The sequence below is a fragment of the Paenibacillus sp. FSL L8-0340 genome (genome assembly GCF_038593145.1).
Classification (GTDB): Bacteria; Bacillota; Bacilli; order Paenibacillales; family Paenibacillaceae; genus Paenibacillus_AQ.
Map to the genome: position 1 here is coordinate 7,155,197 of NZ_CP151967.1, position 20,795 is coordinate 7,175,991.

A 20,795-nucleotide genomic window follows, 5' to 3' on the forward strand; every position below is an offset into this window, starting at 1 on the left:
GAGGAAATATGGATTATCCTGTGAATATTTTACTTGTTGATGACCGTCCGGATGAATTTCTGTCCGTTCAGGCGCTGCTTGCAGACACTCCTTATCGTCTAGTTGGTGCCAGCTCCGGTATGGATGCCTTGAAATGCCTGCTGGAGCAGGAATTCGCCCTGATTATTATGGATGTGCTGATGCCGGACATGGATGGCTTCGAAACGGCCAAGCGGATTAAAATGCGCCAGAAATCGCGGGATATCCCCATTATATTTCTAACCGCACTAACCTCCGAACTGGAGAATTATATGATGGCGTACACGGCGGGAGCGATTGATTTTCTGACCAAGCCCTTCCATCCCATTGTCCTGAAAAGCAAAATAGACGGCTTTGTCCGCCTATATAAGACCCATAAGGAACTGCAGATCAAATCACAGGAGCTGGAAGCGGCAAATGTCGTCCTTACAGAATTGAAGGAGACTGCTGAGGTTGCCCTAAGGATCAAGAGCGGGTTTCTGGCCATGATGAGCCATGAAATCCGCACCCCCTTGAATGGAATTATTGCAATGTCGGATGTGCTCAGAACATCAGAGCTGGAGACAGACGATCTGGAAATGGCAGAAATTATTCATACCAGCGGTCACGCACTTCTATCCGTAATTAATCACATTCTCGACTTCACAAAGATTGAATCTGGCAAAATGGAGCTGGACTACGAGCTGTTCAACCTGCATGCCTGCCTGAAAGAAACGATGGATCTGTTCAGGGCACTCGCCAAAGAACGCAACTTAAGTATGGAAATGGATATCGACCCGGCGATTCCCGCACTGCTGGTTGGCGATCCGAACCGTCTTAGACAGGTCCTGAACAATCTGATTGGCAATGCCATCAAGTTCACGGCAAGCGGCGGTGTAAAGGTACATACCCGTCTCAGACAATCGCTGGATGGGGTCCTGCAGCTGGAGTTTGTGGTTGAAGATACGGGCATCGGCATTCCGGCGGATAAAATGGGTTATTTATTTCAGCCCTTCACACAGATCGGCGCGACCATCAACCGCAAGTTCGGCGGAACCGGCCTTGGGTTGTCCATCTGCAAAATGCTGGTTGAACTCATGGGCGGCACCATCTATGCCAAACAAGGCATCGAACAGGGCGCCGTATTCATTTTCACCATTCAGGTTACCGAAGGCCAGCCGGATTAGTCCGCTTATGGGAACACAGAAAAACCGCAATCACTCCATTCCTTGGAGGCTTGCGGTTTTTTGTCAGTCTGGCAGGCTCTATAATTGTAAAAGAGAGTGCGATCCCGTTATCCGGCGCTTACTTATTCAGCGTATCCACCGGCAGGAGCCGGATGGGCAGCGATATATTCCAGGGCATTGTAGATCTGTTCCGCTGCTTCTGCGCGGGTAATCTCCTTGGCCGGATGGAATTTGCCTGCGGTGTCCAGACTGGCGATTCCAAGGGCAAGTGCCCGCTGAAGGGAGCCGTCGTAGCCGCCCGTGAAATCAGCTTCGTCGGCAATATCCACCGGCATGAGCTTGATCATCGGAAGGTTGCTGTGCTTCTCAATCGCCAGCATCAGCTGATAGGTGAACTCTTCCCGCGTCCAGTTCTCCGCAGGGTCCAAATCTGCCGGCAGGCCAATATTGTTATTGGCAGCGATAATCAGCGCATCCGCATACCAGGCCGTATTGCTGGCATTCGGGAAATAGTCCGTCGCCTGCGGGGCTTTGATGAAGCGAACCATGTCGATATTAAGATCCAGGGCATTGACGAATAGTTGAATGCCTTGGGCAGTGGTAACCGGAGCATTCGGCAGGAATTTACTATCAGTGACCCCGTGAATAATCCCCTTTTGCTGCAGCTCTTCAATTTTTGCTTTAGCCGGGATACCGGCCAGATCCTGAAAAGAAGCAGCGGCGGCAAAGCTCTGCCCGGCAAAAGTCAATGTCAGTACTGCCGCTGCGGACAGCACAAGCTGTTTGAATGTATGATTATTCATGTCTACTCACCTCACGGTAGGTTTACTTGCTTAATTGTGCCTTCTTTCTACCAGACGGAGCCGATTATCAAAAGTTGCAGTTCATCTGCTGCTATTGGAACGTAGGACAGCCCCGGCTCAATGCGTCATTTCCGCACAGAGCCGGGGCTGTTCAGTCTGCCTTTTTGTGGTTCAGCACATTGTCCTCCAGAACGGCAAATTTATCGCCATATTCCCTGATGATATGCTGTTCCCCCCAAGCGCAGAGGGAATCCAGAATCGACCGCAGCGATAAGCCGTATTCGCTGAGCTCATATTCCACTTTTGGCGGCACCTGGTTGTAGCTGATCCGGTTGACGATGCCGTCCTGCTCCAGCTCCCGGAGCTGCTGGGTAAGCATTTTCTGTGTAATATTCGGCATATGGCGCTTCAAATCACTTGTCCGCATCTTGCCGTGGGTCAGGTGGCAAAGAATAACGCATTTCCACTTGCCGCCGATCACCTCCAGCGTTGCTTCCACGGAAATATTATATTTTTTAGCCATGAGGATTCCTCCTGAAAAGTTTGGTGAGCTTTGTCTTCAAATACACCTGCGGGTACTTTTTAGTACCTATAGCACTAAAAAGTACGTACTATCCTTTAACGTCCTGGTAATCCATAATAGCACTTACCGGCCGGTGATTACCATACTGTAGGAGTGGAAAACATGTCCTTAGATAAAAGAAGAAGCACCCTGGCGCTGCTGGCTTTGGCAATCAGCGCCTTTGCGATAGGAACAACCGAGTTTGTCAGTGTCGGCCTGCTGCCGCTCATTGCTGATGACCTGCATATATCCGTAACTACAGCGGGATTGACCGTCACTCTATATGCGCTGGGCGTTACCTTCGGCGCACCCGTGTTAACGTCACTGACCACGGCGGTCTCACGCAAAACCCTGCTGCTGGCGCTGATGCTTCTGTTCATTGCCGGCAACAGTCTGGCCGCTGCCGCTGACGGAATTGCCGTGCTGCTAACCGCACGGGTCATTTCGGCCCTCTCACATGGCCTGTTTATGTCCATTGCCTCAACCATTGCTGCCGATCTCGTGCCCGAGGACCGCAGGGCCAGCGCCATTTCGGTGATGTTCACCGGACTTACGGTTGCTACCGTAACCGGAGTGCCGCTGGGTACATTCCTCGGGCAGCAGCTTGGCTGGCGGGCTGCCTTTATCGCCATAGTCATTACCGGTATCGCCGCACTGATCGGGAACCTGGTTCTCGTTCCCTCCGGTCTGCGCAAAGGCACGAAGACGCCTTTGCGCGACCAGGTCAAGCTGGTGACGAATGGCCGCTTGCTGCTCGCTTTTGCAATTACAGCTTTGGGATACGGCGGCACCTTTGTCGTCTTCACCTATTTATCGCCTCTGTTACATGATATCAGCGGCTTCAAGGAAAAGACGGTTGCCGTCATTCTGCTGGTATACGGCATCGCCATTGCCATCGGCAATGTGATCGGCGGCAAGGCGGCGAACCGCAAGCCGATGAACGCCTTGTTCTATATGTTCGCCCTGCAGGCTGTCGTTCTGCTGGTCTTGGCCTTCACGGCACCCTTTAAGGCCGCAGCACTGATCACCATCTTCTTCATGGGGCTGCTCGCATTCATGAACGTACCGGGCCTGCAGGTTTTTGTTGTAATGCTCGCCGACCGGTATGCGCCAAGCGCCAGAGATATCGCCTCTGCTGTCAATATTGCCGCCTTTAACGCCGGCATTGCCATCGGAGCATACCTTGGAGGGCTTGTCACCGATCATATGGGCCTGATTCATACCACATGGGTAGGATCAATCATGGTATTCGGCGCTGTAATCCTTACCGCCTGGAGCCGTGCGCTGGAACGAAAAGATGAGCTTACACTTCAGACTGAAGCCGCCTGATCACCTGCCGCTCCATTCAATCATGTTTCAAATACACAAAGTACAAACTGCAAATCACTAATCACATTACATTCTGGAGGTTATTATATGATGGCACAGCATTTACAGGATACAACTACACTGCAGAACGGCGTGAAGATGCCCTGGCTAGGATTGGGAGTCTTCAAGGTCGCCGACGGGGAGGAACTGGTACTGTCAGTGAAACAGGCCATTGCCCACGGCTACCGCAGCATTGATACCGCTGCTGCTTATCAGAACGAACGGGGCGTTGGCCAGGCGATAGCCGAGGCTATGAACGATAACGGACTGAAGCGTGAAGATCTGTTCATCACCTCCAAGGTCTGGAACGCTGATCTCGGCTACGATGCAACACTTGCCGCCTATGAGGCCAGTCTGGAGAAGCTGGGCCTGGAATATCTGGATTTGTATCTCATCCATTGGCCGGTAGAGGGCAAATACAAAGAGTCGTGGCGGGCGCTGGAAACGCTGTACACAGCGGGCCGGGTCAAAGCGATCGGCGTCAGCAACTTCCAGATTCATCATCTGGAGGATGTCATGCAGGATGCCGGAATCAAACCGATGGTCAATCAGGTGGAACTGCATCCGTACTTGTCCCAGCAGCCCCTGAGAACCTTCAGCAAGGAGCAGGGCATCCAGATCGAAGCCTGGTCGCCACTCATGCAGGGACAGCTGCTGGAGCAGCCTGTACTGCAGGAAATCGCCGCCGCATACGGCAAATCCGTAGCACAGGTTATCCTGCGCTGGGACTTGCAGCATGGCATTATCACGATTCCGAAGTCAACGAAGGAACAGCGGATTATCGAGAATGCTGCTTTGTTCGACTTCCAGCTCAGCGATGAAGACATGAGCCGGATTGACGGGCTGAACCGCGATGAGCGGGTCGGTCCGGATCCCGATAACTTTGATTTCTAAGCAGACACCGAGCTAGAATCGCTATAATAAAAGAAACGACGGCAGCCATGGACAAGGATAAAGTCCTAGACTGCCGTCGTTTTATATTTCTCCTTCAGATACCGGAAATAATCCGCCAAATAATGCCTAACGAATGGGGCATGTATAATAACATATGAGGTGAATTGCAATGACCCCTACCGAGCATCAACCTACCTACACCATCGGGCAGGCTGCTTCCATGGTTAACACTACTGTTAAAACCCTTCATTTATATGATGAAATTGGCCTGCTGCGGCCTTCAAAACGCACTGAAGGAGGGCATCGGCTATACTCTGCTGCAGATTTATGGACATTGGAGCTTATTGGAACCTTGCGCTATGTTAATTTCAGCCTTGAAGATATACGAAAAATGATTTCAGGAGAACTCAGCATGACAGAGGCTCTAAACCTGCAAATGCATTAGAGGTAGAGTTTGGTGCGATCTCCTCGATGCTCGCTATTTTGAAACAAGCGAGACAACGCACCACTCATAATAGCTCAGAGGATTCCATGCATTATATTGCCGAGCTGGTTGCTTCACGCTCTGCCCATTCTGTAAAACGCCAACAATTTATCAATAATAAAATAGAAGAGACAAAGCTGTTAGAGGATCTGCCGGAAGATTGGCAAGCATCATTTATGCATTTCTTCAACAAGTACATTATGAAGGAGTCCAAGCTAACCGCCCGCCAGACACAAGCATGGATAGAGCTGCAGAAATTGATGAACGATTCAACTTATATGTAGGAGCTAGCCAATTGTGAGCTTCCATTCTTCCGTATGGCGCTTCATCCCCAGCATCAAGCCCACGATTGGATTGGGCAAATGGAGCAAATCCGCCTTCGCACCCTAGAAGCTATCCAACGCCAATGGCCGCCAAGCAGCCCTGCAGTCCAGACCCTTACACATAACTTTCTTTTACTATATGCAAATGTGGAGGAGCTTGGTCAGCCTGACGAGTTCATCCCAAGACAAGCCCGGCATCTGCTGGACTCCGTAACGGAGCGAACTTTGCGATTTAATAAGCTCTGTACCCTTGTAAACCCGGAGTGGCAAGATATTACGGGTGGAATGGAACTGTTGATGCAGGGCATGCAAGCATTATTGGCCAAGAAATAACCATAACCGGCACACACAAAGGAATGTCCGAACATTCCAAGACGCTCCAGATCGAGGTGTCCCGTAAAGCGATCATGCGAATCGTTTCCATTAAGGGCTTCCAGCTCATCCAGTACAAATTTAACATCCCTCACCCATGTTTGATTGAGCTTGTCCATAAAATCAAATTGCAGCTCTTCAAACCCCTTCCTCCCTTGGAGTCAAACAAAGCAACCCTGCCATCAGGAAAAACTGAAGCCAGACTGCTGTAGGTATGATTAATGCCAACCACGATGTAGCCCTGGCCACGAGCTGCTCTACCTGAAACGTAAACAGTAAATGAAAAAAAGCGTCCCCGACAATCCAGGAGCGCTTATCTTACCCTCAGTTATATATGATTTGAGCTGTCTTCCATGATGGTCCGCCATATGCGTGTTTCTTCGCATCCCATTGCATCGTTTTGACTCTCATATCCATGCAGCCCATGGGAGAAAATAAGCACGGGATAAGAAGCTTCCTCTTCTGATAATGCTGCTTGCTCTACTGCATGTGTACGAACATATTCTAAGCTGGTGAAAAGCGGCTGGGGAAGACCTGAGTAAGAAGCTTGAAGGAACAATTAACTATAGTATTACAAAATGAGTAAAAATTGGTATAATAGTGAGGTGAGGTCACTTAGAATGACCTTCTAAATCCAAGAAAATTAGGAGGGATAGAATTAAACAAGATTCGTCGTTCATCCATGTTGTTAGTCACGTTATATTTACTAGATCTAAAGAAAATTCTGGAAGTATAACCTTGAAAAGGAGCTTTTATTCATGAAGGGAAAAAAAGTAGTATCACTTTTACTAGCTGGAGTTGTTGCTGGTTCAATTTTAGTGGCATCCACTACAACGGAAGAAAAGGGCGTTGCCCAAACTCCAATGGATGCAGCAACTAGCTACTTTGATGCTTACATCGCTAGGGATGCAGAGGGAATGATGTTTTATTCAAAAGATACAAACTATCTGGATGAGAAAAGTCGTGAAGAAGGATATGTAAAGGATTTCAAAACCAATCCTACTACTGGATATGAAATTGTGAAAAGCAAGCAGATCAGCAGTAGTGAAGTTCAACTTTATGTAGTTCAAAAGTATGCAGGACAAAGCTATGAACAGTCACCACCACTCCCATTTAAAGTTTTTAAAAGCGAAAATGGATGGAAGGTTTTAGTAGAGCCATTAGAAATCAACACAGCGACAGGTGAAGTCACTAAAGGTACACCGATTCACGCTATACAATTTATGGATTAATAATTAACAAATGGATTAAATTTCCTTTTAAAAAATAAAGTCACCGTTTATACTATACTTTGTAATGAAAAATTATAGTAATTGAGGGATTTTTTTGAAAGTATTGAAAAAAGTAAAAATTTTAACAATGTCTTTGCTTTTAATGGTTACAGTCGTTCCCGCCGCTAGTGCCTCTCCTTCCCAGTCATCTTCCCAGGTATTAGAAGAAGCAACACAGGTAGCTACAGACTACTTTAAATCCTATATCTCTAAAGATATTGAAGGACGGATTCAAAAATCTGTTGAACCTAGTTATGCAAATGATACAGAACGTAGGTCTGCTTATATACTACAAGCAGAAACCGATACTCCAGTTGTTGATTTTGAAATAGTTAACTCAACAGAAGTTAGTAATTCTGAAGTTGATTTGTCTGTTCAGTTCACGACAGTAGATACAGTTCTTCCGCCGTTACCTTACGAAGTGAAAAAAATCGACAATGAGTGGAAAGTAGTCTTGATTCCTCATGAGGTTAATGCTGATCAGGGTTCACCTGACTACGGAAAAGTTAAACCTCTTGATGAAAACACACAGTATATAGATAACTCTGGATTGATAACTGCACGTGCCACAATGTTAGATTACTACAGCTTCTATAACTGGGCCGGAAACGATCTTATCGGGTCTGATACGTTCAACACGTCCAATGATTGGGTTTCTATTATGGGATATCAAGAAGTTAGTAATTGGGTTGGTTCAACAGATAGTTGGTACGTCAAATATGAAATCATAACTCAGATTGGCGGTTCTGTTCAATGGTATGGTCAAAAAACAATATATGGTCAACACTATACGAGTAATCCACAATACTATGGAATCATAAATCTAAGCACTAATAGAATTTCTAACGCCAAAATTAGAATTAGTTCTAATGGCGGTCTAGGCACTGGATCTGGTAATATTTACGAAAGCTAATACAGTGTAAAAAAGCAGCGGCTCATTATGAGCTGCTGCTTTGTTTATATATGCTTGGACTAAAATGCGTTAAATCCAATCTAGGCCCAGATGTAAGGCGAGTACATAAACGAAATACCAGCATGAGCAGTATCAAGCTGGTACCGGCGATAAAATATTCCTGCAAATAGAACGTTAGAAATCCGACTTGCAGCAAAGACTTCACACATGCCAAAAACAATTGGCCCTTGCAGTGGTGCGTATCGGTTCTTGGGCGGCGGCGTGTGCCGCCTTAGAACTGGTAGCATCCCCCATGCAGGCGCTCACGCTTTAATCTTCACCTTCTATGCTTTCATACAACTCCGTTAAATAGCGCTGTGCAGCAAGAACAGTAAAGTCTATATTTGATTCGATAGGGAACCCCGAGCGCTCCAAAGCCTGTTTAAAAGCGTCTGAGTTGAAACATACCGGCTCATCGATGTACTTTTGTTTGACCTCCAGCAAAGCCCATTTTTTCGGAAAGGTAATAATTCCGTTGAACGCTTGAACAGCAATATAATTGTCATAATCGGCAGTAATGCGAACTTCCGGATATTGCTCTTTATGAGCTTGGACGTATTGGTATACGTCCTCGGCTGTCTCTACCAAATCAGGTGGAAAATACTTTCCCCCACGCTCTATAAATCTATATGCCTTGAACATGTATTCTCCCCCTCATAAGCACCCATGCCAGGAAATTGAATCGTCTGTGTTTAAATATATAGAGTCTGTTTCTATGGAACTGCGTCCGGCCCTAACCTCAAACATCTTACTGATGCCCTTGATCATCTCATAAACCTGACCTACAGTCTTGCCCTCGTATCCAGGTACGGATCCCTTACCCGTACAATGATCTTTTCATTTAGCACATTCCTATCCCCCAACAAACGGCAACGGATTTACCTTTCTACCGTTGATAATGATCTCGAAATGTAGATGGTTTCCGGTGCTAGTGCCTGTTGATCCACATCCTCCAATCACAGTTCCCGCAGATACTTGATCCCCTACCTGGGCATTGATCGAAGACAAATGGGCATAGGTGGTCACATACCCGCCCCCATGATCCACACGCACATACTGGCCGTAACCTTTACTTGGATTACTTGGATTACTTGCATCTTGCCAGCCGGCCATAATAACCTTACCAGCTTTAGATGATGGAATCGGCTGTCCAAGGGAACAGGCAAAGTCTACGCCTTCATGGGGTTTTTACCTACTTCGCCTGTTACCGGATGGGTACGCGGACCAAATCCGGACGTAACCTGACCGCTGACCGGACGACTGAACCCTGCTTTACCCGGTTGCGGTATTGTAATCGCATCGTACCCTTCCGTTACGTAAAGCATAGCGTATTTCATGACTTCGGAAATGTATTCCTGGCTGTGGTTGTATTGGTACAACGCAGCTTCAACGTTCCCTGATGCTGCGCCGTTCTTCCCCAGGTAATTTGCTGCGGAAAAGACTGCATCCTCTAAATCCCACATATCCGCTTTACCATCACCATTAGCATCTACGCCATAGCCGCCATATTGGGAGATTACGGCCAAACTGATCTTTTCCTCAGCGCTGAAATCTCCCTTTCCTGCACCACTACAGGAGCTATGCCCCCATCCGATAAAAGTACAAGGCATGAACTGCATATGACCTTCTGCTCCAACGGATGAAATCATAGGATCTAACGTAGAGAACCGGATTTCAATGCGGTGGACCGCAGCTAACAGATTCCAAGGGACTCCATATTTCTGTGCGGCAGCTTGGTAGATTGGAATATACTCCCCTGGAATCTCAGATTCCCCGAGCTGAGAAATAGTCCCGCTCCCCCATCCACCGCCCCCGTAGTTCCCCTCTGAATCCGAGCTGCTGCTGAACATCATGACCATAATCATAAGTACAAACAGCGCACCCACAAAAAGAATCGGAATCAGTTCCTATACCGTAGGATCCCTCTGGCTTATCAAAAGTGAAGATAGGAAATAATAGCAGCATGGCCACGCTAATTCTTCCATAGCACACCACACCCAGCCAAACCACTACCCGAAAAAGCAAGCGGGGTTTGGTTGCTTCACTGCTCCTTGAAAGCCTCCGGCTTTCCTTGCACCTGTAATCCGTCTCCATAGCAAGACAATTAACGGTGAAACAATCAATACATACGCTGGGATTAGCGGCCATCGCAAGCCTTTAAGCAGCCAATGAATTACAAACAAAGCACCCGATACAGTAACAGCTGCCCATAGCATAGGCCGTGACTTTTTGGTGCCAAGCAGCAACCCTATAAGCAGCATTACATTAAATACGATAAATATTGCCTCAAATAATCTCATCTCCTGAACCCCCCCCTAAATATTTCTGTGGCTTGAATCTGCCGTAGACAAACAATAAAACCTCCTGTAACAGGAGGTTCAAGAGTTAATATGAAAAAAGACAATTTCCTGAGGGGCTTTGTACCAGGAAGAGGCAATTAGGAACTTCAATTTTATAAACAATTGACAAAAATTCGGAAATTAGATATATTTAGTTTTGTAATATTATATTTTGCAAAATATAATTTAGATAACTACTAATTAGGATGGAATGGAGGAGATTGTAATGATGATTTTGAGTACGATACTCGTAGCACTGGTTGCGCTTGAGCATGTATATATTTTGGTTTTGGAAATGTTTATGTGGACTACTCCAAGAGCGCAGAAGGCGTTTGGAATCAGCAGGCAGTTTGCGCAGGAAACAAAGTCACTAGCCGCTAACCAAGGACTGTATAATGGCTTTCTGGCCGCTGGTTTATTATGGGGATTGTTCCATCCGAATGAAACGACGGGGTTTCAGCTTCAGCTATTTTTTCTGATCTGTGTCGGTGTGGCAGCGATTTATGGCAGCGTCACTGCCAAGAAGTCGATTTTATGGGTTCAGGGCCTCCCGGCCTTTGTGGCTATTCTGGCTGTTCTTGTGGCGAATCTGTAGGTCAATTCCCCATAGTGAGCCATCCTTTGTGGATGGCTCTTTTTGTGCCCTCTTCTCCAGAACATTAACCGGCATCAGACTTAAGCGCACTAAAGTCCAAATTCTTAAGCCGTTCTGTTTCAATAAATATCATCAAATTGTCGCCATCATGCCAACACCATTCAAGATCATCATCGGAGGCAATAGTTAACAGAGAGATCCACCCCGCTCCAGGCGATGGATCATATGCAAGTGTACAATGAGAAGGATAACCTAGAAGGTAGTCTGAGCTTTTATGCAAAGAATCTCGTATTTCAGTGTATATGTCGTTCTCTTCTTCCCCGAAAGGCCAGTCCTTCACCTGGTATTCGTCATAAGGAATATCCATCGCCGGGATAAATTCAATCACAGTGGTCTTGCCATTATCGGAATTGGGCGGCGGCGATATCTCCTCCAGATCTATGGATTCAGGAATATATATAGCATGAACATATCCGTCCTCAAAAGCCTCCAGGCAACCCTCACCCTCGGGGTCATCCGCTACAAAAAGACTTAGGAGTCCTGTAGATGGCAAGTCTGCTCCAGTTAATGAGATTTCCGCAAAATTGATTTGGCCCAGGAATCGATATGGATTGCCCGCATATGTAGGCCATTCGCTACCGGCTGGTAAATCAGGCGCTCCTCCAAAACGGCTACAGCCCAATCGTGGTTCAACATCGTTATTCTTAACTATATCAATTGCTGGTCTCACAACTTGGCGTAGATACTCTTTATGGCGTGCTATCCCTGACTGTTCTATCTTCTCTAAAAAGTCGTTGTTATTCATTTGTATCTCCTTCTCCTTGAAAAACTTTACGATTTCAAGCGGCAAGTTTTGTTTAATATGTTCTCTGCATAGATTATAAAAAAATCTCATGATACCTTATTTCATATAACGACGGAGGAGGTCATAACATGAAGATTACGTTAAGAAGGTATAGATTACTTTCCGATTTCGAAAGAGTCTCTCAGTTCATGAGATTAAACTTCAAGAAGTATCAGTTGGGTGGTAATGTCCCGCAGCCTTTTTGGGAGTATGCGCATACACACCCTTATTTTAATCATTCTCTAACACATCGATTCGGTATTTGGGAGGAGAACGAAGAAGTTGTAGGTGTAGCTTGCTATGAAATGGACGTTGGCGAATGCTACTTTTCAACCAAAGAAGGATATGATTTTTTAAAACATGAAATGGTTGAATATGCAGAGACAGAGCTGTCTAAGAGATCCGCTGACCAATACAGCCTCGATATTAGGGTATACGATTATGAAGAACATCTTATAAAATCGCTTGTCCAAAAAGGATATCACAAGGTATACAGTGAGCCAATCCGAGTTTACAATTACGTTTCGGGTTTTTCCACGCGCACATTACCCGAGGGATTCACTTTCATAACTTTAGAAAATGAAAATGACCTGCGTAAAATTAACGATGTATTGTGGCGGGGATTCAACCATGGAGACGAGCCTGACGATGACCTTGATTCCAGATTGCTCATGCAGAGTGGTCCACATTTCAGAAAGGACCTTACCGCAATAATAAAAGCCCCCAATGGAGAGTACGCCTGTTTTGCCGGAATGTGGGTTGATGGTGTGAACGATTTTGCATATCTTGAACCCCTTGCTACAGATCCGCGATATCGCAGTTTAGGGCTGGCAACTGTAGCCGTAACCGAGCTAATGAAGCGCACTGAACCATTAGGAGCTACTTATTGTTTCGGAGGCGCTCCCGATTTTTATCCCAAAATTGGTTTTGAAACCGCCTGCCACCGGGAAATGTGGTCAAAAGCATGGTAACCAAACGGCAGACAGAAGCGGATATTATCCGACCCTATTCCCGCTTCTGTTTGCCGGAATTAACCGTTAACTTCTCATCTAGACTCACTAAGTCCTTTCACTTCTATTACCTTTTTACTAAACTGATACGTTACAGTAACATTTTCTATAACCGCAGTATCCTGATAGGCAAGAGAACCCTCAAACTCTAAAGTATCATTGTCTTTCCACACTATTTTATCTGCATAGCTATAATTCTCATAATCTGTGCGAATCCATGTATCTAATTCTTTTTGTGCACCATATTTGACTCTTGCAGATTCTACTAACTCTGGACTTGTCATTCCCTCTTCAATATTAATAATTTGAACGAATTCACTTTTATTAGAGCATGTCACTATCGCAACTAACTTCTTATTGGGTGAAGGAATAATATCTGTAATATACATAGATGGTGGAGAAAAACTTGAATATTCTTTAAGCACATTGTCTTTTATCCTCCAGAGGACATTTTGACTCCCATAATCCGAATAATTATTAAATAACGCAAACAATATACTTCCGTCTGCCAACTTAAAAACATAAGGGCTCCGGTAACTTTTTGACAGAATATCTATAGCGAAAGCAGCCGAATCGGCGATTTTTTGATTATCATTTTCTAAAAATGGCTGGAGTTCTTTTAACGCTTTTTCTCTCAGCTTTTGATCATTAAAGCATTCTACTAGCCTATTAATAGCAATATATACATATTCTTCATTATCACTTTTTAAAGCGTGCAGAAATTTATCCGCATCATATTGAGTAACAGGCGCTAGCTCCATGTCTTCAGCTCTTAAATAACGTATATAAGGCTCTGCATTTTGATTATTTTTATAATATTCTGTTGCTAATAAAGCTGAAGCGGTTGAACTATAAAGGATAAGGCAGGCAACCAAAACAACCCACTTTTTAGAAATACTTTTTTTCCTTTTCCCGATTCCACTGTGCTCTGCCGCTTCAATTAAGTTCTCATCAATGAATCCGATCTCTCTATATAACTCTTCTTTTTTCATAGGTTAACCCCCTCTTTCTCCAGATGAACTTTAAGTTTATTTCTTAATCTAAATAATATGGACTTCACTTTACTGCTACTCATATTAAAACTCTTAGAAAGATCCTTTATTGAATAGGAGTACCAGTACCTCCCAATAAATAAATTTCTTGCTTGCTCATCTAAGGCATATAAAAATTGATTGATTAAATTGGCTATCTCACCTGCTTCATACTCTGTTTCTACAGTCTCAGGGGAAGCTAAACATTCTTCTAATTCAGTTAAAATAACTTCAAACTCACGATTACGCTTTTTCGCTGAATTATAACCATGTTTATCAAGCGCAATATTACGTGTGATCCTCCCTAGAAATACAGGGAACTTCCTAGGCATATTAGGGGGTATTGCATTCCATGCTCCTAAGTATGTATCGTTCTCACACTCTTCAATATCCGAATAACTGGAAAGTGTGTTTCTTGCAATCACTCTGCAGTATGCCCCATATTTATTCTTAGTCTCTATAATGGCTTGCTGTGAACGCTGTAAGTACAGGCGAACTATTCCCTGATCTTCCATCCGGTATTCTCCTTTACAAATCTTATCCCTCTTATCTATATAGTAGAAAGTTCGTAGGATTGGTTGCACTTTTCTCGACTCTTTCCTATTAATTAGAGCGTGTCCTCAAACTGGAAGAGCTCTGGGGAAGCAGGGTTTAGTATTGAATGAAGATAGGGTCCCTAAAAGCACACAGCGGATTCGTTCACTCGGACTCAGGAGACGCTATCGAGAGTAAAACCCCTGTTTATTCTCTTTTGCGGACCCAGATGCACTTATCTGCTCTGGATTCTATCTAAAAACGGTCTTCAGGGAGAAATAACTGCGCTGGAGTCCGTTTCCTTACTGTAACAGGCTAAAAGCCCCAAATAGGTGCAACTCGGTCCGTTTGTGCTCAGAGCCAGGAATACACTTTCCGGACGCACACGCCCTTGTTCAAAAATGTTTTTTTATTATTCCTTATTCTCATCCAAACAGCAAGAAAGGCCCCTCCCTTTCAGGACGACCTTTTCCTTGAGAGATTGAACCAATGTTCTCTTCGCGCCAAGCCTCTCTATTTCGATATGGATTACTATACTCACGATTCATCTTTGTCAAAATAGTCATCGGTCAAATGCAGTTCCCGCAAACAACCGATAAATTTCTCTCTGAAATTCGGATTGCCTTTATACTCCGGCCATACCGCCTTATAGTAAGGCAGCAACTTCTCATGTGGAATAAGGCCCCAGTATAAAATCGAGTTATTCAGAACCTGCGGGCCGCCCCCCATCAACATCTGTTCAATGATCTCCCAGCTTCCCTGCTTGTTCTCACAACTGCGCGCGGCATAGATGGCAGTAGTTTGCATCTTCGGGTCGGCGTGGCACAAGAAAGGTGCAAAGTTCTGGAGAGTAATCGCACCGTAATCCTCCAGGATATACGCTGCATAACGCAACGTTTCCGGGTCGTGAATCCTGTCAAGCCTTTGCAAGATCACTGGAATGAACTCCGTTAAATTCACAGTTTTACTGGAAGCCTGCAGAATCTCTAAAGCTTGCAGAAAACCCTCATGCCCATCCGATTGCAACAGCTCCAGAAGATATTTTCTACCCGCATCAAAAGAAGTTTTGCAGATTAGCCAAATTGCTGTCGTCCGATTTTTTGGGCTTTGCTTCGCTATATTTTTCAAAAAACCAAGGGTTGGCTGAGAGATTTTCTTAAACTTGAACATTCCATCTAGCGCTTTTGCCTGGATTTCTTCGTTTGGAGCGCTCTGATAAATCTGGATCAGCGCATTCTCATCACCCGGCATTCGACTGCCAAACCACCCGTTATCATAATCCAGAATAATTTCATCCAGCCAGCGCTCATACCAGTCCAGAAAGTTGTCTTCATAGACAAAGAAAAAGGGATGATCGGGATGAAAATCGGAGGTGTACACAATTCTCCCCCTGTGTTTCCCTTCAAGCACAAGATACATATCGTATTCGCAGCCTTGGGTGCCTATGCACAACATGCCGCCCAGCACCTTATTACGGGCGTCGTCGTATTCCTCATCGGGGATGTCCTCGTCGTTGGTCAAGGGCTCCGTCAGATGGTTCCATTCCTCTTTGGTCATCCCGGGATGCAGAACAGCTTCTGCAAGGAGTGCCTGGCGCTCGGTATAGGAAGCTGCCTTTTCGATCGAATAAATTCCATAATAGGGTCCGGCGCCTCCGTTGCCGACTTTCGTTAAAAACTGCGCGAAAGGCTCAGGAAGTGTGACCTGATTGTGGGCTTGCCAGTCCGCCAGCTCTTTTGCTGCAAGCTTCCCATTAACCCTGTATTGATGTGAGGATGATCCAAACTCCGAGAAAGCCGTGTCTTTACACATGGCTAGATTCAATTTGTTTTTTATTCGATCCAGTTGCGTTTCTTTCTTCCCAAACCACATATTTGAACCCTCCTGTTGACGATAGCCAGGTTTTCTTTGTTTGCCACAACGATAGTATGTATATAATTTATATCCGTAAGGTACAACAGTTCCTGTATGCAAGGCAGTTTTAAAAAGGGCCACCCTTCACAGGATGACCCTTTCTTTTGTAGATCAAGCTTCCGCCTGACGGGTGCTCATTTAATCACTCATAATTATACGTTTATACGATAAGGGCAACAATCTTTCACTTCAACTTTTACACCGGATAATACCGCTCCTCTCCCAAAATGGTCCCGATCGCATTCTGCCGCCCGCTGCCATGATGGTTACAGTGCCTCCTGCTGTTATGTTTGATGCATTCAGCGTAAGCGTGTTATTGTCGCACTGGCTGCAGGTGCCAGACTTACAGTAATGTCCACAGTCCGGGTATCCGTTATGGCGGTATCGGTCCAGGACGTTCCGTCCCATACCTGCTTCTGATGGGTCGCTAATAGAAGTCTCATTACTTTTCTCGTAAGCATAAATACCTCCTCAAGATCAATATTCTGCTCCTTAAGCATGGGAAAACCGATAGGATATGCCGATGACACGAAAAAAACGGTTTGATGGCTGGCCGTAAACGCCGTGGAGTGGTAGCCCAGGTAACCCGGTTTATTCAAACCTATACCGGCCATCGATGAAAAGCAGCGCAGCTCCGTTTGCCGAACCTGTATACTTGCTTGTTCTGTGTAAACGCTAATAATATATAACAAGTCCCATTTTTACGGCTGATCAACCCCCTCCCTTTTCCTCTTTTTGGTGATAAACCTTATCGAGAATAGTAATCGCTTTCATTTCCCGTCACACGGAGTTATTCATTTACTATAATCCTTCTCCAAAAAAAAGGAGCGGGGTAAGCCCACTCTCCAGGGATAAAATTGTACTGTTCTAACAGATACCAGCCATCACTCTGTAGCACAAGCATCATTCGGACCACGAGCGCATCAATCAAAATGCCGAACGCTAGTGATGATCTCCTTCGCTTTTTATCATATGCTCTTCTCTATACTGGCCGGGACTAACGCCTACATGCTTCTTGAACACTTGACAGAAATACCGCTGGTTATCATATCCGACATTAGTGGATATTTTAGAGATTTTGAAGCTGCTTTCCCTCAGCATCTTTTTTGCTTGCCGGATGCGCAGCAAAGTGACATATTCCAGAATCGTTTGCCCGGTTGATTTAGAATATAAGTTGCTTACATAGGAAGCGTTGAGATCAAACCGCTCTGCCAATTGATCGAGCTGGATATTCTCATGATAATGGGATTCAAGATAAGCTTTGATTTCATGAGCCACCTTTTCCTTCAGGGTAGTCTTCGTTACGTTCAAATAAAATTGCACACTCTGCGCCAAATCCATACATATTTTCTTCAAAGATGCCCAATCCGGCGCTTCATGTATCTCTTCAATCAGCCGCGTGCGGTCTCCGGTCACTCTCTCGATCTTGATTCCATAGTCCTGCCCGATCAGATCGTGCAACCGGTTAGCCCACTGGGCGCCTGTCTTCTTCAGGGTATCGGGAGCGATTAATTGCTTTGTCCCCCATTCTGTCCAACGTTCTAGCATCGCTTCGAACTCTTTTTGTTCGTAACGGATAAAGGATTGTATTTGATTAGACCAATCGGAGACCACTCTTTCTGAAACACGGGAAATCTCCGTCCAGCTGCTCACGTCCATTACCGGAGCGCCGAAGAACAAACCCATTTGACATGCCTTGCAGGCTGCCAAATACGAGACATGCATATGCATTATTTCGGTTACAACCGGACCGATTCCAAACGACAATAAAGTATCGTCCCATGAGCCGTCATTTGAAAATGTTGCGGCTGCAGCCATCAGAATTTCCGTTAATGACGCGTCTTTCTCCAGACTCGCCATGCATAATAAGATGACTTTTTGCTGCTCATAGAGCAGATCCACGACGATTCCGCGGTTCGTCAAAAAGCTCAGGAGAGCATCGGTAATGCCCTTATCCTTCATTCGTTCGAGCAAAAGCGTCGCCGGGCTTCCAATCAGGATCACTGCAAACTGGTCATATTGTCCGTATGGCGTTTGATCGAATGATGGACGTTTTCCATTGACGATTAGATCCGTAAATATCGCCCGGTCTAATGCTTTTGCAATTCGATGCTCAGGGTTATTCCCCGTTTGATCCGCTTTGCGCCCCAGACGTTGAATTGCCCTTGAGACGGTCCTTGCCACTTCATCTAGCTCTGCAGGCTTGATCAGATAATCCACCGCCTCCAGTTCAATGGCCTCTTTGGCGTATTCAAACTCGGAATAGCCGCTCACGATGATGCATTCCGCTTTGCAGCCATTCTCCTTCAGGGTACGGATCAGCTCAAGTCCGTTCAAGCCAGGCATCCTAATATCTGTCAGAACAATGTCCGGGTCCGACTGAAGAATCCGTTCCAAGGCTTGTTTGCCATTATTTGCAGTGCCCACAATCCGTATCCCAGATGCATTCCAATCGATCATGGCCGACAATGTCTCCACCACAAGCTGTTCGTCATCCGCTATAAAAAGTTTATACATGATGTTATCCCACCTTCGCAGCCCGGCCTCAATCCATTATTCCGATCTCTAGGGTTACTTTGGTTCCGGCGCCTGGAACACTGTCTATGCGGATCCCGCGGTCTTGGCCGTAATGCAGTTGAATCCGTTCCTGTATGTTCCTCAGGGCATATCCCCTTGGCCTCATGGCATCAGAATCAAAACCTACTCCGTCATCTTCGACTTCGAATATAAGCGTTTCTCCTTCTATACGTCCCCGGATGGCAATGTTCCCTTTGTCCTCCTTCAACTCGATTCCATGAAAGATCGCATTTTCCACCAACGGCTGAATAAGTAGCTTCAGCATGCGAATGTGCTCGATTCCAGGTTCGAGGTCGATTATCACCTCAAACTTCCCCTTATAGCGGATGTTCTGAATCTCTAAATAATTTTTCACTTGTTCGATTTCATTCCCGACAGTTGTAATATAGTCCCCGTTGTTCAAGCTTAATTTAAAAATATTCGAAAGGGACATGACCATTTTGGAAATGTTTTTGGCACTGATTCGTTCCGCCATTAGATATATGGAATTTAACGTATTGTATAGGAAATGAGGGTTGATTTGACTCTGCAGCGCATGAAGCTCAGCTTCCTTCTCCTTAAGCTTGGCTTCGATCAATTTGTCCGACAATTCCGTGTTGGTGCGGAAGATTCGCAGGAATTGATTTCCGATTTTACCGATTTCATCTTCTTCTATAAAAAGGATTCCTTCGATTTTATCGCGTTTTGCCGCTTTTCTTGCTACAGAAGTGAGCAAAGTCAACTGTTTGGTGATCCGCTTCGAGATGAGATAAGCGCCGTAGGCGGCAAGCAGGAAAGCTACCAGCGTCAATGAGAGCGTAACATTACGAATCAGGATGATTTCCGAGTTAATGCTTGAATAAGGGATCATGCTGACCACTTTCCACTGGGTTACCGGATTCGTTTCGAAGGTGATGACATACCGTTCTCCATCCATCGTTTCGATGCGGTTCCCTCGCTCAGGCAAATCATAGATCTGATCCAAATCCTTTTGAGGAATTTTTTTTAAATCATTGTTATGGGAATTAGAATAGATGATTTTGTTTTGCTCCAGGATCATCAAATCCCCTTTTTCCGCATTGGAAATGTTCTTGAACATTTCATCGAAGACCCGTCTATCGATGGAAATAATCAACATGCCGATCGGCTCGAGCGTTTCAAGATTGTTTAACCGTTTGCCGTACAGCAGCAGGTTCGGGCTGTCCTTGAGAAGCCGGACTTCATCGCTGTTCAGCCACAAGCCCCGGCCGCCCATCCCCCCCACCTGTTGATACCATGTTGTCCGTGAGACCGCCTGATAGATATTGTCATAAGTCAATCTGTCCCATTGGTTTGTGGTAATCAGTTCCCTTTGCCCGCTGCCAACGTAAACGTAACGAATATAGGATTTGTTGTTGGTAATATTGACGATCAGACTGCGGGTCGCATTTTGAAGGTCATAGATCTCCTTGAAATCATTCTTAGTATAGGAAAGGAAGTTCTGAACATCTCGGGAAGACAACATCAGCTTCGAAATCGATTCAACATCATTCACGAAAGTCTGGATATTCCAATTGATGGAGCCTAGCAAATTCGAGGTGGTGTCGGACATCTTGTTCTCGATCACTTTGCTTAAATAGACAAAGGTTAAGGAAGCAATCAGGACCAGCGGAAGCAAGGAACAGGCTATGGACAAAATAATAATCTTGCTTCGGATACTTATCGACAGGAACAGCCGTTTTATGCTCATGAAATCCCCCTGACCAAGAAGAGTGGCAAC

The 20,795-nt window shown here is 45.5% G+C and carries 23 protein-coding genes; 10 read left to right on the plus strand and 13 right to left on the minus strand.

The window, feature by feature from the left end:
* The first annotated feature begins 8 nt into the window (after positions 1–8).
* Positions 9–1,184: an ATP-binding protein gene (locus tag NST07_RS32740; protein ID WP_341380104.1), complete on the plus strand. Its 1,176-nt coding sequence runs from the start codon at positions 9–11 to the stop codon at positions 1,182–1,184.
* A gap of 122 nt (positions 1,185–1,306) precedes the next feature.
* Here NST07_RS32740 and NST07_RS32745 read toward each other — a convergent pair whose 3' ends face one another.
* Together NST07_RS32745 and NST07_RS32750 are read right to left on the minus strand one after the other, a co-directional pair.
* The gene (locus NST07_RS32745; protein ID WP_342480790.1) at positions 1,307–1,987 is read right to left on the minus strand and encodes an S-layer homology domain-containing protein; all 681 of its coding nucleotides are present in this window, start codon (positions 1,985–1,987) and stop codon (positions 1,307–1,309) included.
* A 151-nt stretch (positions 1,988–2,138) separates the two neighbouring features.
* Entirely contained in the window at positions 2,139–2,510 is a 372-nt protein-coding gene (locus NST07_RS32750) for a winged helix-turn-helix transcriptional regulator (RefSeq protein WP_341097114.1), read from the minus strand.
* Between the two features lie 162 nt (positions 2,511–2,672).
* On the opposite strand from NST07_RS32750, the gene NST07_RS32755 reads away from it, so the two are divergent.
* From NST07_RS32755 to NST07_RS32785, 7 genes are all read left to right on the plus strand, one after another.
* On the plus strand, positions 2,673–3,878 hold the full coding sequence (locus tag NST07_RS32755) for an MFS transporter (RefSeq protein ID WP_341097115.1): 1,206 nt from the start codon (positions 2,673–2,675) through the stop codon (positions 3,876–3,878).
* 90 nt (positions 3,879–3,968) lie between these two features.
* Positions 3,969–4,811, plus strand: a complete 843-nt coding sequence (locus NST07_RS32760) for an aldo/keto reductase (RefSeq protein WP_342480791.1) — start codon at positions 3,969–3,971, stop codon at positions 4,809–4,811.
* A 169-nt stretch (positions 4,812–4,980) separates the two neighbouring features.
* Positions 4,981–5,256 (plus strand): MerR family transcriptional regulator, encoded by a 276-nt coding sequence (locus NST07_RS32765; protein WP_342480792.1) that lies wholly within the window; start codon positions 4,981–4,983, stop codon positions 5,254–5,256.
* A gap of 38 nt (positions 5,257–5,294) precedes the next feature.
* Positions 5,295–5,579, plus strand: a complete 285-nt coding sequence (locus NST07_RS32770) for a hypothetical protein (protein ID WP_342480793.1) — start codon at positions 5,295–5,297, stop codon at positions 5,577–5,579.
* 33 nt (positions 5,580–5,612) lie between these two features.
* Positions 5,613–5,951: a hypothetical protein gene (locus tag NST07_RS32775; RefSeq protein ID WP_342480794.1), complete on the plus strand. Its 339-nt coding sequence runs from the start codon at positions 5,613–5,615 to the stop codon at positions 5,949–5,951.
* Between the two features lie 797 nt (positions 5,952–6,748).
* Entirely contained in the window at positions 6,749–7,222 is a 474-nt protein-coding gene (locus NST07_RS32780) for a hypothetical protein (RefSeq protein WP_342480795.1), read from the plus strand.
* 94 nt (positions 7,223–7,316) lie between these two features.
* A complete protein-coding gene (locus NST07_RS32785) occupies positions 7,317–8,174 on the plus strand; it encodes a hypothetical protein (RefSeq protein WP_342480796.1) in 858 nt (285 codons plus the stop codon).
* Positions 8,175–8,483: 309 nt separating this feature from the next.
* Here the strand turns inward: NST07_RS32785 and NST07_RS32790 are convergent, their stop codons facing one another.
* From NST07_RS32790 to NST07_RS32805, 4 genes are all read right to left on the minus strand, one after another.
* Positions 8,484–8,855: a hypothetical protein gene (locus tag NST07_RS32790; RefSeq protein ID WP_342480797.1), complete on the minus strand. Its 372-nt coding sequence runs from the start codon at positions 8,853–8,855 to the stop codon at positions 8,484–8,486.
* A gap of 210 nt (positions 8,856–9,065) precedes the next feature.
* Positions 9,066–9,356, minus strand: coding sequence for a M23 family metallopeptidase (locus tag NST07_RS32795; protein ID WP_342481998.1), 291 nt, complete (start codon positions 9,354–9,356; stop codon positions 9,066–9,068).
* A gap of 26 nt (positions 9,357–9,382) precedes the next feature.
* Positions 9,383–10,099 carry a lytic transglycosylase domain-containing protein gene (locus NST07_RS32800; protein WP_342480798.1) on the minus strand — a complete coding sequence of 239 codons (717 nt, stop codon included), beginning with the start codon at positions 10,097–10,099 and terminating at the stop codon, positions 9,383–9,385.
* A gap of 123 nt (positions 10,100–10,222) precedes the next feature.
* On the minus strand, positions 10,223–10,513 hold the full coding sequence (locus NST07_RS32805) for a hypothetical protein (RefSeq protein ID WP_342480799.1): 291 nt from the start codon (positions 10,511–10,513) through the stop codon (positions 10,223–10,225).
* Between the two features lie 265 nt (positions 10,514–10,778).
* Here NST07_RS32805 and NST07_RS32810 point away from each other — a divergent pair, with 265 nt between their 5' ends.
* Complete coding sequence (locus tag NST07_RS32810; RefSeq protein WP_341097118.1) at positions 10,779–11,147, plus strand: DUF1304 domain-containing protein; 369 nt, start codon at positions 10,779–10,781, stop codon at positions 11,145–11,147.
* Between the two features lie 64 nt (positions 11,148–11,211).
* On the opposite strand, the gene NST07_RS32815 is transcribed toward NST07_RS32810, so the two are convergent.
* Complete coding sequence (locus tag NST07_RS32815) at positions 11,212–11,952, minus strand: YwqG family protein (protein ID WP_341380108.1); 741 nt, start codon at positions 11,950–11,952, stop codon at positions 11,212–11,214.
* Positions 11,953–12,080: 128 nt separating this feature from the next.
* On the opposite strand from NST07_RS32815, the gene NST07_RS32820 reads away from it, so the two are divergent.
* Entirely contained in the window at positions 12,081–12,962 is an 882-nt protein-coding gene (locus tag NST07_RS32820; protein WP_342480800.1) for a GNAT family N-acetyltransferase, read from the plus strand.
* A 74-nt stretch (positions 12,963–13,036) separates the two neighbouring features.
* Here NST07_RS32820 and NST07_RS32825 read toward each other — a convergent pair whose 3' ends face one another.
* From NST07_RS32825 to NST07_RS32850, 6 genes are all read right to left on the minus strand, one after another.
* On the minus strand, positions 13,037–13,993 hold the full coding sequence (locus NST07_RS32825) for a hypothetical protein (RefSeq protein WP_342480801.1): 957 nt from the start codon (positions 13,991–13,993) through the stop codon (positions 13,037–13,039).
* Complete coding sequence (locus NST07_RS32830; protein ID WP_341097124.1) at positions 13,990–14,547, minus strand: sigma-70 family RNA polymerase sigma factor; 558 nt, start codon at positions 14,545–14,547, stop codon at positions 13,990–13,992. Before NST07_RS32830 ends, NST07_RS32825 begins: the two co-directional genes overlap by 4 nt.
* A 556-nt stretch (positions 14,548–15,103) precedes the next feature.
* The gene (locus tag NST07_RS32835; protein WP_341097126.1) at positions 15,104–16,438 is read right to left on the minus strand and encodes an SMI1/KNR4 family protein; all 1,335 of its coding nucleotides are present in this window, start codon (positions 16,436–16,438) and stop codon (positions 15,104–15,106) included.
* A 341-nt stretch (positions 16,439–16,779) separates the two neighbouring features.
* Positions 16,780–17,172: a hypothetical protein gene (locus NST07_RS32840; RefSeq protein ID WP_342480802.1), complete on the minus strand. Its 393-nt coding sequence runs from the start codon at positions 17,170–17,172 to the stop codon at positions 16,780–16,782.
* 250 nt (positions 17,173–17,422) lie between these two features.
* Positions 17,423–18,997: a response regulator gene (locus tag NST07_RS32845; protein WP_342480803.1), complete on the minus strand. Its 1,575-nt coding sequence runs from the start codon at positions 18,995–18,997 to the stop codon at positions 17,423–17,425.
* 28 nt (positions 18,998–19,025) lie between these two features.
* Positions 19,026–20,765, minus strand: a complete 1,740-nt coding sequence (locus tag NST07_RS32850) for a sensor histidine kinase (RefSeq protein ID WP_341097132.1) — start codon at positions 20,763–20,765, stop codon at positions 19,026–19,028.
* Positions 20,766–20,795 lie beyond the last annotated feature (30 nt).